Origin of the sequence: Pontibacter ruber (assembly GCF_023630205.1) — a bacterium.
Taxonomy (GTDB): Bacteria; Bacteroidota; Bacteroidia; order Cytophagales; family Hymenobacteraceae; genus Pontibacter; species Pontibacter ruber.
Window position 1 is genome coordinate 941322 of the sequence record NZ_JALPRR010000001.1, and the last position, 14953, is coordinate 956274.

Sequence of the window (14953 nt, forward strand, 5' to 3'; positions counted from 1 at the left end):
AAAATGACCTCTAAAAACAACAGTCTGTTTACCTTTGGGCGGTCATCATCTTCTTCTACCACCGCCTCCCCGTGGCATAGACCCTCTGCTGCCCATCGACCTTGAGGCATTATAGTTACGGCTAGAGCTCCTGTCACGCATTTGGCTTTCGCGGTTCATACTTCCTCTATCGAAATTAGAAGCAGATTGCCAGCTTCTGCTGCTGTTATTCCGCTGGTTCCAGTTGCCCTGGTTATCTCTCTGAAGTACATTACCGCTTCTGTCGGCATACACGTTATTACCTGCATTAGCAGGTCTTGTAGCTGGCCTGCTGTCGAGCCCTCCCCTGTCGGCTGCTACACCCCTGTCGGCCCCAGCTCTTCTGTCAGTTGTAGTAGGTCTGTCGGCACCAGCTCTTCTATCAGTTACTGCCCCTCTGTCAGCAGCAGAAGGTCTGTTACTTGCCCTGTCTCCACCTCTGACATCTTCTCTGGTAGCAACTCCCGGTCTGTCTTTATAAACATTATTGCGGCCACCATTAATTTGGGTTCTGTCGCCCCTATTCACGTTCCGATCCCCCCGGTTTACAGTTCTGTCCCCTCTGTTAATATCTATATCAACGTCACCATAATGTGAAACATGGCCCCAACCATATCCGGGATAACTTCCGCCACAAAACCAACCATGATATGCTGCGCCAATAGCAAGACCTACACCCACGCCTAGCAAGGCTGAACCCACATACCAGCCACTGTAGGGATTATAGGCGTACCCCATGCCCCAGGTAACAGGCGCCGGATAGTATACACTACCATACCAGGGCGCATAATTATACCCTGTTCCATAAACCACGGTGGGGCCATATACATAACTGCCCACATAGCCCGGCGTATACCCTACAACTACATATTCAGGTGTGGTCTCATAGATGTATACATACTTGGTGTTGTAAGCTTCGCTGCTGGCCGGAATATTGTCCACATCTTTTGGCCGTTCGGTAGCAACAGCCCATGGTCCGTTCGGACTAGCCGCTGTAAACCACACACCTTCATCTACCGCGAAATACTTCCCGGAAGCATCTTGCATCACGGTAATACTGGAGTTCTCGGCCAGTTTCAACGAGGTGCCTTCAATTTTTTTGAACTTAGGAGAACCATCATACTCCACCTTGGTGGTGGCTGTTTTGCGGTCTACCTTAGCCGTTTGCGGAATAACGGCATCTATTTTGGCTTCTTCTGCAGCCTCGGTGCCTGCTACACTTGCCAGTACCTGATCTCTGTCAGATCCTTCCGGTATTTTTGCAAAGTCCGGGGGTAGTTTATCAGAAGGTACATATTCCCATGGCCCTTTTAAAGAGGACGATGCATACCACCTGCCAGCGAGTAATACATATGTTTTCTGGTTATCTATAGCCTTAAAAACCAGGTTGGGTGTATTATCTAAGTACAGGAGGTTGGTTCCCATAACATTTTTATATACCGGCTCTCCCGTGGTTTGCAGCAGCTCGGCCGGTTCCGTGCTGACAATAATTTCAGTTACCTCCGGCTTGACTGGTTCACTGCCCTGGAATTCCTCCTGCTCCTGCTTTTTGATCTGCGCATCTATGGATTTTACTTTGTCCGATAGCTTTGTATTCTGTTTCCAGCCACTTTTTACAGAAGCTGATTTATACCAGAAACCACCTACATACAAATTCCACTGATTGCCTTCCTTAAATATTAAAAAAGGGGAATTTACAACCCGGTCGGCATCCAGTTCTTTATCTTTCTGGATTATTGGTTCCCCGTCCAGTATCACCAGGGTACTGGGCTTATCACGGTACAGTATTTTAGGTGGCTTGTTATTGAAATCTGTACCCGAGGCGATATTTACTTTTTTTATGGTGGCGACCAGTTCATCCAGCGTGGTTTCCAGTTTCCACTTCATTGCCTCGGTTTCGATCAGTTTAGAGAGTTTATCAATCTTTGCCTGGTCTTCAACACCCGGAAATTTAGCCTGAGTTATCTTCAAAGCTTCCAGGGTTGCCATGCGGGTATCTTTATCCGTACTGATGGTTGCTTCATAAAAAATGGCCCCGAAGATGGGCTCTTCTTTTGCCGTTGGGCTAACGGATACGGCAGCTCTCCCTGTTATCTTATTTCCGGTAAGATCGTCTGGTTGCGGTTGGTAAATAACTACTTTGCCACCCGAGCTAAGGGCAATTTCTTTAGGCCACGTAGTTTCTGCCCAGGAGAAAGTACTGATGAGAACAGTTAGTATGAGTACTGGAATTTTGTATGCCATCACGAAAAGGATTTGTTGAAAAAGAGCCAGCATTTGCTGCAGATTTTATCCGGAGACCGGCCCAGGTCAATGGCCTTTTTAGTAGTAAACTCTTAGCTAAATGCCTGAGATTAGGTTTGGTTAAGACTGGTTTGGTTGGCTCTGTTTTCTATGGGTTGAGTACATTAGCCTGAAAGGCTTTCTTCTAACTACAATACATATCAAGCACATCTGTAAACTATACTTCTATGTGCCACCCGCAATCCATACTTAATACACTCTGTATTAACTTAAGTAAGCGCTAGAGCATCTTTACCTATCGCTGCATTTGCCACTATAGGTGGAATCAAGAGTATTTACGATTAAACCAATAACAACAGGGTTCTTTTTTAATGTAAAGTTGTTATGGCAATTGTCTTATTGGGTGAATGGCATTTTTACGGAAGCGAATGTAATTTATACTTTATTTAACTGAAGTATTTTAATTGCAGATGCACGTATAAATAGTAGTTTATTTTGCAACACATTCACAAACAACACCTTACACTCTACCCTAATCACTCTAAGCATAAATTTATACTACCACTAACACTGGGTTTTCAATAAACCCACGTGCCTCAGGTGCGGTAACGATCGCCTTTTAAAACGTCTGTTCCCAACGACTCCGAACAGTGTTATAACCAGCTGAATAGTGACAGCTGTCCTCCTCAGATCTTCAGATTAGATTGAACCAACCCCTATTAGCTATGAAAAAATTAATTACCCTGGCTTTTGTTATACCATATTTATTTGCTTCAGTAGCCATAGCTCAGCAAGCCGAACCACAAATGGAAGAAAGGCCGGTTAGCCTGGAAATTTATGGCTTTGTAATGACCGATGCCGGCTACGATTTTAAACAGGTAGATCCTAATTGGTTCGACGTGTTGCGGCCTACAAAATTACCCGCCTTCAAGAACCAGTTTGGTGGCGATGGCGAAACCTACTTCAGTGTCAGGCAGACCCGTTTTGGCGTAAAAGGCTATCTGCCTACTAGCCTCGGAGAGCTTAAAACCATATTTGAGTTTGAACTTTTCGGAACCGGTGTAGATGCCGGGCAAACCACGTTACGCCTGCGCCATGCCTATGGAGAGTTAGGTAAATTTGGTGTCGGCCAATACTGGAGCCCTTTTATGGACATCGACGTTTTTCCGAACTCAGTGGAATACTGGGGGCCTAACGGGATGGTCTTTTTCAGAAATGTGCAGATACGGTACATGCCTATACAGGGCGACACCCGCCTGACTTTTGCGTTGGAGCGCCCTGGTGCCAGCGCCGATCAGGGTGTATACGAAGACAGGATTGAGCTGGAGGGCGTAAAACCGCAGTTTACTTTACCGGACTTCACAGCTGAGTACAGGTACGGACAATCATGGGGTTATGTAGAACTGGCAGGTATAATAAAACGCCTGGCCTGGAAAGATGTCGGCAACACGCAGTTTGACCTAACCGGCGACGACATTGGATGGGGCTTAAACCTGAGTTCCGGTATCAAATTCGCAGAAAAAAACATGCTTAAACTGCAGGTGGTGTACGGCGAAGGCATCCAGAACTATATGAACGACGCCCCTGTGGATGTAGGCGTTCAAAACCGTCCTGGAGATCCGGTTAAACCGATAGAAGGAGTCGCACTCCCTATATTAGGTATCGTCGCTTTTTACGACCATTACTGGAGCGACAAATTCAGCAGTACCATCGGCTATTCATTGGTAGACATTGACAACTCTGATGCCCAGAACCCTGAAGATTTTAAAAAAGGCCAGTATGCACTAACCAACCTCCTTTATTATCCAACTACCAATGCCATGATGGGCGTCGAATTCCAGTGGGGAGATCGTGAGAATTTCAGTGACGGCTGGAGTGTATCGGATTACAGGCTACAGTTTTCCTTCAAGTATAACTTTAATCAGAAGTTTTACCGTGAAGCTACAGACGAGGGCCAGTAAAAGTGCAAAGTCAGAAAGTACTAAAGTGTACAAAGCAACTTGGTAAGTAAATTCAGAATTCACCTTCTAATAATCAAGCCATGAAAAATCAAGTTTTAAATAAAAAAATTATCACTCTCCTTGTTTCTGCTGCATTTCTCTTCTCTACCAATACTAGTACGTTTGCACAGACAGTAAAGAAAAGAGCAGCAACTACTACCCCGCAAAAAGGGCAAATTGAGTCCGTACTGAAAGAAACTTATAACAAGTATAAAGATCTTAAAGAAGGAAAAAATGCCGATTATATCCCGGAACTGGCCAAAGTACCATCCGATCAGTTTGCAATCGTAATCATTGGTCCTGACGGACAGGTGTACAGCCAGGGCGATGTGGATGCGCTTTATTCCATTCAATCCATATCCAAAGTACTCACACTTGCGCGCGCCATCGAAGAATCAGGAGCCCAGGCAGTTCAGGATAAAATCGGGGTGGACCCAACAGGCCAGCGATTTAATTCGGCCTTGGCTGTAGAGCAGAACAAAGGCAAAGAGCTTAACCCGCTCGTAAATGCCGGAGCCATTGCAACAACAAGTATGCTGAAGGGCAATACGTACGAAGAAAAATGGAAGAACATTATCCAGACACACAACGACTTTGCCGGCCGACAACTGGAAGTAAACGAGCCTGTTTATAAAAGTGAGGCCGCCACAAACCAACACAACCAGGCGCTGGCCTCGCTTATGAACTCTTTTGAGCGCATGTATTTTGATCCGCAAAAATCCGTGGACCTGTATACAAAGCAATGTGCCATTAACATAAATACCAAAGACCTGGCCATGATTGCGGCTACCTTAGCCAACGGCGGCACCAACCCGGTTACCAAGAAAAAAGTGGTTTCGCCTCAAACAGTGGCACATGTGCTGCCGGTTATGGCCACCTGCGGCCTTTACGACGACTCCGGCATCTGGTTCTATAACGTGGGTTTGCCAGCTAAGAGTGGTGTTGGTGGCGGCATAATGGCCATTGTACCCGGTCAGTATGGTATTGCTGCATTTTCGCCAAGGCTGGATGAAGCCGGAAACAGCATCCGTGCCCAGCGTGCAATAGCTGACATAGTAAGTAAGCTTAACCTGAACCCATACCTCATACAGCCTAACACTGCTGGTGCAGCTAAAAGATGAATGTATGAAAACAGTTCTAAATGAAAGCTCCTTGCTACAGGCTAAGGTGTGGGGAAACTTTAGAATAGAAAAAGTTACACCTCATGGTTGGTTGAAGAAGGCCGGTGCGGTCCTACTGCTGATCGTACTGGCACTTTTTTCGTCCACCCAACTCCAGGCACAGGATGATATAAAGGTGGATGCCTATGATACACTGAAACTGGAGTTGGAAAGATACCCTAATACAACTGCCGGGGAATTTACGCCGGGCCGGGGATTCGATATTTACAAAAGTAAATGGGGAAGTCTGAACCTGAGCATTTATGGTCTGTTCCGTTATGTAAACCAGCAGGATTCGGACAGAAAGTATGTGGACCACCTGGGCAGAGTAAAGCCGGTGGATACCCGTCAGGATTTCCAATGGCATCGTACGTTTGTATGGGCATCCGGCTTCTTTTATACTCCCAAATTCAGGTATGTCATCAGTCTGTGGTCCTTGCCTACAACAGACCAAACGCTCTTATTTGGTAACTTTCAGTACCGCTTTCACCGGGCAGCTACATTAGGCGCGGGTATCGGCCCCAACCTCGGTGTGCGATCCATGCAGGGGCCGTGGCCATTCTTTATGTCATCTGACAGGATCATGGCCGAAGAAGCCTTGCGGCCTGGCTTCACATCGGGTATCTGGTTGAATGGCGAAGTACTGCCCCGGTTACACTACTGGCTTTTTATGGGTAATAACATGAGCCAACTAGGTATAACCGCCAACCAGCTTACCCGGCATCTTACTAAAAGTGCCAGCGTCTGGTGGATGCCTACTACCGGGGAGTTTGGCCCCAGGGGTGGCTTCGGCGATTTTGAACAGCACGAGAAAGGCGCTACCCGCATAGGAGCCTCATTCGTGCATGCCCGCGAAGACCGGTCAAACGATATCTCAAATCCATCGCCTGCAAGTACCCAGATCCGCATTTCCGATGGATCTTATTTATTTGAAACCGGGGCTTTAGCTGACGGCGTCACGGTGCAACGGGCAAACTATGAAATTTTTTCTGTTGATGCCGGCTGGAAGTATAAAGGCCTTCATCTGCAGACCGAATTCTTTTTCCGAAAGCTCTGGGATTTCAATTCTAATGGTCCGTTGCCTATCAGCAATATCAGGGATAACGGATTTTATGTGCAGGCTTCTTACCCCATCTTAAAAAAGAAACTGCACATGTATGGTGCGTACTCCATGGTGATTGATGAATTTGATAGAGACCCGTGGGAAGTTGTGGGCGGGTTGAACTACTATCCTTCAGGTACCCGATACTGGCGCGTAAACCTGCACGCACTACGGGTTGAGAAATCGCCTGCCGGATCACAGTTCGGTTATTACGTTCCCGGACAGACTGGCTTCACATTAGCACTAGGCACAGATATTTTACTTTGAAGTATGAGGGAAACATTACTCTAAAATGGCATAGCTACTTATGATACACCTTCTCCCTGGTACTCGCATTAACATCAGCGTAAAGGCAGTTATACTTATACTAGGGTTAATTGCTTTCATTGCCAGCACTGCTGAAGCCCAGAAGAAAAACAAACAAACCCAGCCACCTGACGATAGCTTTTATGATTCTCATTTTCATCTGACCAACTACATTCAGGAAGGCACAGATATTCACAAGTATTTAGAAATAATGGGCAACCGGGTTGGTAGGTCTACGCTGTTTGGCATACCCTTGCAGCAAATGTGGGCTTACCATAACTCGGGAAGTTTTGCCCCCACTTATTATTTGCAGAGTGATGCTCCGCTATACTATTACTCCTTTACCGATGCCTATATAGCCTCAGCGTATAATTCGCTTTCCGAAACAGAAAAGCAACGGTTCGACCCCATGATTACAGGGTTTAACCCTGCTGATATGTATGCAAAGGAGCATGTAAAAAGAGTCCTGCAAACCTTCCCCGGTGTGTTTTCCGGCATTGGAGAATTCAGCATACACAAAGAGTTTGTGTCGGCAAAAGTTGCCGGCGAGGCAGCCAGTCTTGCCAACCCGGCGCTTGATAGCCTGCTGCAGTTTGCAGGAGAAGTAGGTTTGGTGGTGCTCATCCATAATGACATGGATATGCCCTTTGCCAAAGCAGGCACGGAACCAGTATACCTTGATCAGATCAAAGAGCTGTTTAAACGGCACCCGAAAACGACCATTATCTGGGCACATATAGGCTTAGGCAGGGTAGTGCACCCGGTACAGCCCTCTGCTTCGGAGCCGATCGGTGAGCGCAACCAGAGTTACCTGCAGATCGTGGAAGGCATATTGAAAGACTCGGGCCTCAGGCATGTGCATTTTGATATTTCCTGGGACGAAGTGGCCAAGTACCTGTCATACACGCCGCAGTCATTAACTAATACAGTAACCATTATAAGCCGCTATCCTGACCGCTTCCTGTTCGGCACCGACGTGGTAGCACCTACGAGTCCGGAAATGTATTATGCCGTGTATGCTAAGTACGATGCACTTTGGAAAAACCTGAGTCCGGAAGTGAGCCAGAAGCTGCGTAAAGGAAACTATGAAAGGATATTTAACGAAGCCCGGCAAAAAGTAAGAAACTGGGAAAAAATGCATGCAAGTACCGGATCTAAAAAATAGCCCATACCTCTCGATAACGCTAAAATGGCTAGTATAAGCTCAAGAACCGATAACAACCCTAAGCCGGAAAATGAAGGACAGGGAATCGGAAAATTCTTTGGTTCTATACCAGCATGGGCTTTGTTTTTGATTATTGTGTTGGCTTGTGTAGTTATTGACAACCTTGGAGCCTGGATCGGGCATTTAAGGTATTTGTCCGGGAGAGGGGAACCGGAACAGTACCTGAATACTGCTGTTGGATCTATTCTTGGGCTGCTGGCATTTATGCTGGGCTTTACTTTCTCCCTGACATGGACCCGCTTCTCAAGCAGAACTACACTGGTCATACAGCAGGCAAAAGCTATTAAAACCTGCTATCTGTATACCGATATGCTTCCTGAAAAGCAAAAGTCAGAGACCAAAAGAGTTTTAAAGGAGTATATAGATACACTACTGATTATCCCATCTTCAACAGAACTGGAACCGCTGTTGGAGAAATTAGAGGAGTTACACGCTTCTATCTGGCGGCAAACAACAACGCTGGCAGCGGAAAATCTGGATTCGGAGCTCCGATCGCTGTTTGTTGGTTCTGTGGTAGAGATAATAAACATTTCCCTGGAAAGAGAAATAATAGCGCTGAGGTTTCGAATACCGGATCCAATCTGGAGTTCACTCTTACTTCTTTCAGCCCTGGGTATGTTTGCTTTCGGTTACCAGACCGGTATCACAGATTACCGCAAAATATTTGAATTACCTTTACTCCCCATTGCATTTAGTTTGGTTATCGTACTTATAGCAGACCTTAACTCATCCGGGGTGCAACGTCGCTTTAAAGTAACGCAGTTGCCACTGCTTGAGGTAAAGAAGCTGATGGATAAAGACCTTTATTAAGTCATGATATGACTGATACACATGGATCTATATCACACTTTACCTGCAGCCTGAACACACTCATAGCCCCTCAAAGGAGCAGGTTTCCAGGTAAGCTTAACGACCCTGCTCCGGAGAGGAAAATCCGCTTGCACATTAAAAATACTAATAGTATAAGTATAGCGGGAGGTGTCAGAAACAGGCTGCAATCTGGTTAAACTTTACTTAATAAGTAAGCAAAAACGTAAAGGGAATATAAAGGATCAAGCGAGGCAAAACGATATGCATCTAAAGTATAACTATCGGTCTTAGAAAGTTACGTCCTGCTTTGTTAGCTGACTTTATACTTGTTTTTAACAGTCCCTGAACATGAACCCAGGCAGAACAAAGAACCTTTTCCGCAGCTCTAAAAAAGGAGAAAACAGAATAGGGCAATTTTTTAGCTCCATACCCTCCTGGGCTTTGTTCTTGCTTATAATGGTACTTTGTATAGTGACTGCCGAAGCCGGTTCTCTTATTGCGCAATACAGACTTAAAAGTGGCATCGTAGAAAATGAAGCACCTATAAGTACCGCTGTAGCTGCTACGCTTGGCTTGCTGGCTTTTATGCTGGGCTTTACTTTCTCCCTGACAGCAGAGCGCTATTCTGAACGAAAGACGCTGGTGCTGGCTCATGTCAACGCCATCGGTACCTGCTACCTGCGCACCAGTCTGATTCCGGAAAAACAGAAGCTTGAAATCCGGAGTTATTGCCGTGAGTATATCAATGTTCTGCTGGTAACTCAGTCGGTAGCTGATTTAGAGAAGACATTAGCCAAAATTGAAGAGATCAACTTACTGATATGGCAGCAAACTGCTTCGTTAATAAAGGAAGAAATGGACTCCGAGATGAGGTCAATTTTTACCACTTCCGTCAATGACCTTTTAAATACTTATAGTTCAAAAAAGACAGTTGGCCTGACCTTCCGAATCCCGGATGCCATCTGGGTTGCACTCCTGCTGCTTACCGCAACGGCCATGTTTTCCTATGGTTATCAGAACGGAATAACAGGCATGAGCCATATTATACAGATGCCTTTGCTGGCCGTTTCTTTTAGCATGGTTGTTACCCTTATTGCCGCTATGGATTCCATTGGATGGCAAAGCTTCCAGATCAGCTACGAACCTCTCCTGAGCATTAAGGAAATGATGGAAAAGGATATACCCTAGATCAGGATCAACTCTGCCGCTACAGATAGCACAGACGATTGCCCCTCGCTCCTCCTCTTACAAAGTATAAATTCGCCAATTTCTACAAGCGTTCTGCTGCTTATTCTACTTGGTTAAAACAATTGTAAATCAACAAGATAAGATTTATACTTTACCCAATAAAGATATAAAATAAACCGTATAAAGAGTGAGATAACTTCTAATGTACCAGCTATAGACCAATGTAGTATAGCAGTTCAGGATAAATAAATGCCGGTAAAACTATAAAGTGTACCCTTAGCTGGTAAGATCTTCTTAATTCATCAGGCAAGATGGACATAGCTTCACTAGTTACTTCTATTCCAGGGTGGGCCCTGTTCAGCCTGACTGTTATACTTGGGGTATTAGCTGCCGAGGTAGGTTCCTGGCTTGCACGGTTAAAAAAGAAAAAGGGTTCAGAAACGCCGGATAGTGTTATCAGCACTGAAGTAGGTGCCATGCTGGCACTTTTGGCTTTTATACTGGGTTTTACCTTCTCCATTACCTCATCAAGATTTGCAGACCGGAAAGAACTGGTCATACGGCAGGCAAATGCCATCGGAACCAGTTACCTCCGCACCAGTTTTATACCCGAGCCTCAGAAGCAGGAGGTCCGCAAACTCTACCGGGAATACGTAAGCCTGCTGCTGCAATTAACAAAGCCATCCGACGCTGACAAAGTACTGCACAGGTTAGGAACCATACACCTCTTGCTCTGGAACCAGGTAACGTCGCTGGCCCAGGTACAGATAGACCCCCAAATCAGGGCATTAGTTATTAGCTCCGTGAACGATGTGATCGATGTTTCCGGTGAAAGAGAAACGGTTGCGCTTGTTTTCCAAATTCCGGGAGTTCTGTGGGCTTCGCTCTATTTGCTTTTTACATTAAGTATGTTCGCTATAGGGTACCAGGCTGGAACGACTAAAATCCGTGGATCTTTTGATATACCATTACTGGCTGCTGCTTTTGCTATGGTAATCGTGATGATCGCCAATATGGACACTACCGGTTATAGTCTCTTCCGGGTGAGTCAGTTACCGTTAGAAAATCTGTATGAAATGATGCAGGAAGATATACCCTGAAAACTAAGTATAACGCCTCCACCTGAGCCGGTGAAACACATGATGTAGCGTACTGCTTTAAACTTTATATTCTGACTTCCTCACATGACTATCAAAGAAATTATCATACTGGTGCTGGTGGTAAGTGTATTGCTTTTGGTGCTGGGCTATGGCTTGAAAGCTACTGTTGCGGAAGCCTTCTACCTGTTCCGTCACCCCCGAAAGCTTTTCCGTACGCTGCTGGCCATGAACGTGCTCATGCCGCTGTTCGTGATCATGCTTGTGTCATTGTTTCATTTTGAGCCCCTGATAAGAGTTACGCTCTTTGCCCTGGCCATTTCTCCGGTGCCGCCGCTTTTCCCTGGTACTATTTCCAAGGCCAGTGAACACGAGGAGTACATCATAGGGTTGCTGGTTGCGGCTTCCTTGTTTTCATTTCTGCTGATTCCCTTCTCACTGGCCTTGTTAGAAGCTGTGGTAAACAGGCCCCTTCATACCTCGCTGCGGAGCATCATTATTTCCATACTTATTACCGTGGTCTTCCCCATGTTTATTGGCATAAGCATCAGGCACTTTGCTCCTTCCTTTGCAGGTAGAATAGCAGAACCTGTTAAAAAAACAGGGATGGTGCTGCTTTTACTGGCACTTTTGCCTTTAGTCGTGGTAATGTTTCCATCCATATGGCAACTGATTGGCAACGGCACCGCACTGGCCTTTCTCGCATTTATCGTGGTTGGCAGCATAGTGGGGCACTTACTGGGGGGACCTGCCGAACAAGATCGGGGTATACTTGCTGTCGCCACCTCCTCCCGCCACCCAGGGATTGCCATTGCCATTGCCAGCGCCAACCTTCAGGTACACGATATGGTACCTGCTGCCGTCGTTTTATACTTATTACTCAGCATCCTGACCACGATCCTTTACCTGAAATGGCTTGCACATCAAAAGCCATCGCCGCCCCTTACCCATCCCAATACCTGAACTATACCTGAAAATCAAAATCATCAATCAAAACACATAACCTCATGGCACTAAAGGAATCATACAATAGCATTGACATCGAACCCGGACAGGGCGGCCCTGCCAGTGAGACGATGCAAGGTAAAACAGAAGCAGTAAAGCGCTGGCCCAAACATCCGGTCATATACGAAATCAACACGTGGGTGTGGCTAAGAGAGCTGAGCCTGAAGTACGGCCAGAGCATCGACCTGGCCACAGTACCTGAGGAGGAATGGGACAAGATAGCGTCCCTGGGTTTTGACGCTGTATGGCTAATGGGCGTGTGGGAACGTAGCCCGGCAGGAATTGAGATTTCTATGCAGAACAAGGGACTGCTCGAAGATTTCAAACGAGCGTTGCCAGACTTTACTGCAGAAGACAATGTTGGCTCCCCTTACTGCGTGCGTCGGTACGTAGTTGCCGAAAACCTTGGCGGCCCGCAAGGGCTCTCAGCCGCGCGTGAAATGCTACGCTCCCGCGGGTTGCGGCTTATACTTGACTTTGTCCCCAACCATGTGGCGCCGGACCATCCCTGGGTTACCGAGCACCCCGAATACTTCGTGCAGGGCAACGCAGACGATATGGAAAAAGACCCGGCCTCCTTCATGGAGAAGGCTGGCATTGTATTCGCCTGCGGCCGCGATCCTTTCTTCCCGGCTTGGCCTGATGTAATTCAGCTCAACGCGTTTAACCAAGGGCTCCGGCAAGCTGTGATAAACACGCTGCTGGAGGTTGCCGAACAATGTGACGGTATCCGCTGCGACATGTCGATGCTCATGCTCAACCACATTTTTGAGCGTACCTGGGGAAGTCGGGCAGGCGAAAAGCCCGCGGATGAGTACTGGGCAACGATCATACATGCCATTAAAGCTACATGGCCTGAATTCAAATTTATAGCCGAAGCTTACTGGGACCTGGAGTGGCAACTGCAACAACTGGGCTTTGATTTCTGCTACGACAAGAAACTCTATGACAGGATGGAGCACCAGGATGCCGAAAGTGTACGCCAACACCTGCTGGCTGACTATACTTACCAGGAGAAAAGTGTGCGTTTTATAGAGAACCATGACGAGCCAAGGGCTGCCAAAACCTTTGAGAATGGAAAAGGGCGCGCTGCAGCTGCCGTAATTCTAACCCTGCCTGGCGCGAAACTGATCCACGAAGGGCAATTTGAAGGCCGGAAGATAAGATTGCCAGTATTTCTCTCCCGCCGCCCGCAAGAACCTGTAGACCAGGAACTGGTTGCTTTCTACGAGCACCTGCTCCAGGGAGTGAACCATGACGTGTTCCGAAATGGGGAATGGCGGCTTTGTGAGCGGAGCGGCTGGCCCGATAACCAGAGCTACCTCCATGTGCTGGCCTGGTGCTGGGTCAAAGGTGACGAGCGCTATCTCATCATTATCAATTTCGGGCAGGACGCCGCCCAGGCACTGGTTCATGTGCCGTGGGATGAGCTGAGAGATCAGCAGTGGCGTCTCAAGGATGCGCTCTCAGGTGAATCCTACGACCGAAGCGGAAGCGAAATGCGCGATACAGGACTATATGTAGATCTTGGGCCGTGGAAATTTCATTTGTTTCAGGTAAGCATACTGTAAACAGCGAAACACATCCTATAAGTTAGAACAAGCAGTTATAAACGCACCTCACACGCTACCATTTTCTGTTTAAGCTACTACTGTATTGAATGTCTCCTGATACTCAGCATGCCTGATTAATGAAATCAAAACAACCGCTAAGATTTCGCAAATTATTATCTTTGCATACTATGGTTGAGAAAATACAAAGAGTAGCACAAGAGATAGAGGCAGCGCAGATCGGAAACGCTGCCGAGTTGGAGCAGTTCCGTATTGCCTACATTGGCCGTAAAGGGGCAATTGCTTCGCTTTTTGATGATTTAAAGCAGGTTGCACCGGAGCAGCGCCGCCAGGTAGGCCAGGAGCTGAACCAACTCAAGAACCTGGCGCAGGCCCGCTTTGACCAGGCCCAGGAACAACTGTCCAGCACCACTGCAGGTACTGCTACAGAAGCTGCCTTTGATTTTACCTTGCCTCCGGTACCGAATACGCTGGGTACGCGTCACCCGCTGTCGCTGGTGCGCAGCGAGATCGTGCGCATTTTCGAGCGAATCGGGTTTAACGTGGCCGATGGCCCGGAAATTGAAGACGACTGGCACAACTTCACTGCCCTAAACTTCCCGGAGAACCACCCTGCCCGCGAAATGCAGGACACGTTCTTCCTGAGCGAAGACCGCGATAAGTTGCTGCGTACCCATACTTCCAACGTGCAGGTGCGCCTGATGGAAAACCAGAAGCCGCCGCTGCGCAGCATCATGCCGGGCCGCGTGTACCGCAACGAGGCCATTTCTGCCCGTGCGCACATGATGTTCCACCAGGTAGAAGGCCTGTACGTAAACAAAGGCGTCAGCTTCAAAGACCTGAAGGAAACGCTCTATTACTTTGCTAAGGAAATGTTCGGGCAGGATACACGTATCCGTTTCCGTCCGTCATTCTTCCCGTTCACAGAGCCAAGCGCCGAGATCGATATCTCCTGCTTTATCTGCAAAGGCGAAGGCTGTAACATTTGTAAGCAGTCGGGTTGGGTAGAAATCGGCGGTGCCGGCATGGTAGACCCGAACGTGCTCAGCAACTGCGGCATCGATCCGGAAGTATACTCCGGCTTTGCTTTCGGCATGGGTATAGAGCGCATCACGATGCTAAAATACCAGATCCGGGACCTGCGCCTGTTCACCGAGAACGACGTGCGCTTCCTGCGACAGTTTAAAGGAGTTATTTAGAAATTTTGAATGACTGAATAATTGAATG

11 protein-coding genes are annotated in these 14953 nt (G+C 47.2%); 10 read left to right on the forward strand and 1 reads right to left on the reverse strand.

The window, feature by feature from the left end; all coding sequences use genetic code 11:
* Nucleotides 1-45: 45 nt before the first annotated feature.
* Entirely contained in the window at nt 46-2262 is a 2217-nt protein-coding gene (locus MJ611_RS04160) for a hypothetical protein (RefSeq protein ID WP_250428238.1), read from the reverse strand.
* A 725-nt stretch (nt 2263-2987) separates the two neighbouring features.
* On the opposite strand from MJ611_RS04160, the gene MJ611_RS04165 reads away from it, so the two are divergent.
* The 10 genes from MJ611_RS04165 to pheS all read left to right on the forward strand — a co-directional run bounded on the left by MJ611_RS04165 (nt 2988) and on the right by pheS (nt 14925).
* Complete coding sequence (locus MJ611_RS04165; protein ID WP_250428240.1) at nt 2988-4223, forward strand: DcaP family trimeric outer membrane transporter; 1236 nt, start codon at nt 2988-2990, stop codon at nt 4221-4223.
* A gap of 80 nt (nt 4224-4303) precedes the next feature.
* On the forward strand, nt 4304-5383 hold the full coding sequence (gene glsA / locus MJ611_RS04170; protein ID WP_250428241.1) for a glutaminase A: 1080 nt from the start codon (nt 4304-4306) through the stop codon (nt 5381-5383).
* A 4-nt stretch (nt 5384-5387) separates the two neighbouring features.
* On the forward strand, nt 5388-6791 hold the full coding sequence (locus tag MJ611_RS04175; RefSeq protein WP_250428243.1) for an OprO/OprP family phosphate-selective porin: 1404 nt from the start codon (nt 5388-5390) through the stop codon (nt 6789-6791).
* Between the two features lie 40 nt (nt 6792-6831).
* Complete coding sequence (locus tag MJ611_RS04180) at nt 6832-7995, forward strand: amidohydrolase family protein (RefSeq protein WP_250428245.1); 1164 nt, start codon at nt 6832-6834, stop codon at nt 7993-7995.
* Between the two features lie 24 nt (nt 7996-8019).
* Nucleotides 8020-8865: a bestrophin-like domain gene (locus MJ611_RS20710; protein WP_449580843.1), complete on the forward strand. Its 846-nt coding sequence runs from the start codon at nt 8020-8022 to the stop codon at nt 8863-8865.
* Between the two features lie 456 nt (nt 8866-9321).
* Nucleotides 9322-10053, forward strand: coding sequence for a bestrophin-like domain (locus tag MJ611_RS04190; protein ID WP_250428249.1), 732 nt, complete (start codon nt 9322-9324; stop codon nt 10051-10053).
* A gap of 311 nt (nt 10054-10364) precedes the next feature.
* Nucleotides 10365-11153, forward strand: a complete 789-nt coding sequence (locus MJ611_RS04195) for a bestrophin-like domain (RefSeq protein ID WP_250428251.1) — start codon at nt 10365-10367, stop codon at nt 11151-11153.
* An 84-nt stretch (nt 11154-11237) separates the two neighbouring features.
* Entirely contained in the window at nt 11238-12113 is an 876-nt protein-coding gene (locus MJ611_RS04200; RefSeq protein ID WP_250428253.1) for a hypothetical protein, read from the forward strand.
* A gap of 44 nt (nt 12114-12157) precedes the next feature.
* The gene (locus MJ611_RS04205; protein WP_250428255.1) at nt 12158-13726 is read left to right on the forward strand and encodes an alpha-amylase family glycosyl hydrolase; all 1569 of its coding nucleotides are present in this window, start codon (nt 12158-12160) and stop codon (nt 13724-13726) included.
* A gap of 170 nt (nt 13727-13896) precedes the next feature.
* The gene (pheS, locus tag MJ611_RS04210; protein ID WP_250428256.1) at nt 13897-14925 is read left to right on the forward strand and encodes a phenylalanine--tRNA ligase subunit alpha; all 1029 of its coding nucleotides are present in this window, start codon (nt 13897-13899) and stop codon (nt 14923-14925) included.
* Nucleotides 14926-14953 lie beyond the last annotated feature (28 nt).